This window comes from Streptomyces sp. NPDC006602 (assembly GCF_042870385.1).
Taxonomy (GTDB): Bacteria; Actinomycetota; Actinomycetes; order Streptomycetales; family Streptomycetaceae; genus Streptomyces.
The window spans coordinates 1-1,241 of record NZ_JBIAHG010000105.1 but is presented as its reverse complement, the minus strand read 5'-3'; the positions used below and the strand labels follow the sequence as shown (position 1 = coordinate 1,241).

Below are 1,241 nucleotides of genomic sequence, written 5' to 3'. Positions count from 1 at the left end.
AACTGGCGTACGGGTGTTGACTGGCATGTGACGGTCCTGGCCCTGGGGGGTGACGATGCGCACCCTCGCCGTGCGACGGCCGGGGTTTCGCAGGGCGCGGACGCCGGTGCCGCGGAGCCAGAACCCGGCGTCGCGTCCGAGGAGCGGCCCGCGCTCGCCGTCGTGCAGCTCCAGCTGCACCCGCCCACGGGTGCCGACGCCGAACGCGTCGCACCACTGGGCCGCGACCACCGCGACACGCGCGCCACCGCGCAGCGCGAGCGTCCACACCGGGACTACTCCGTGCCGTCCGCCCGCAGGCGCTCCGGCAGCCCGAGCCGCGGGAACTGGTCGTCGTGGAAGATGACGATCTCGGCGATCGCCCCGCCGGTGACACGCAGGACGTCGATCGTCAGCGGCAGATACGCGCCCTCCTGCTCCTGCCAGAGGTAGAAGGCAATGGCGGGCTGCCGGTTCACGGAGGTGGGGACGGCGCGCAGGCCCTTCATGCCCTCAAAGCCGTCCCCGACCCAGTCGTTCACCACCGCGTCGCGGCCGACGTACAGGCCCGGCGTGGGCGGCATCGAGCAGCGGACGTCGTCCCGCAGCATTGCGGCGAGCCCGTCGACGTCCGTGGCCACGCTGGCGTCGGTGAAGCGGCGCACCAGCTCGCGCGTCCCGGCGTCCTGTTCGCCGCCGGTCCAGTCCTGCCGCTCGGCGGGCAGGCGCTCCCGCATGCCGGCGCGGGCCCGCTGCAGCGCGCTGTTCACGGAGTTGACGGAGTCCCCAAGGAACTCCGCGACGTCCTTCGCCGGCCAGCCGAGCACGTCCCGCAGGATCAGCACGGCCCGCGGGCGCGGCGCGAGGTGCTGGACTGCAACCAGGTACGCCAGCTCGATCGTCTCCCGCGCGACGGCGACGGTCTCCGGCTCGTCCGCGTCTCCCGCGGGCAGCTCGTCGAGCAGCCGGTCCGGGTAGGGCTGCAGCCACGGCACCTCGCCGCCGGTCGCGGGCTCCGGGCGGCGTTTGGCGAGCAGGTCCAGGCAGGCGTTGGTGGCGATCCGGTACAGCCAGGACCGGAACGTCGACCGCCCCTCGAAGGTCTCCCGCCGCCGCCAGGCACGGAGGAACGTCTCCTGCACGGTGTCCTCGGCGTCATCGAACGACCCGAGCATCCGGTAGCAGTGCACGTGCAGCTCCCGCCGGTGCCGCTCCGCCAGCCCTGAGAACGCCGGCTCATCGACCTCGCCCAGACCGCTCAC

At 73.5% G+C, this 1,241-nt stretch carries 2 protein-coding genes; both read right to left on the bottom strand.

Features of this window, described 5'->3' with window-relative positions:
* A partial coding sequence (locus ACFYO2_RS49630; protein ID WP_388364136.1) for a hypothetical protein occupies positions 1–270 on the bottom strand: 270 nt, incomplete at its 3' end.
* A gap of 5 nt (positions 271–275) precedes the next feature.
* The coding region (locus tag ACFYO2_RS49625) for an RNA polymerase subunit sigma-70 (RefSeq protein ID WP_388364133.1) at positions 276–1,241 on the bottom strand (966 nt) is incomplete at its 5' end.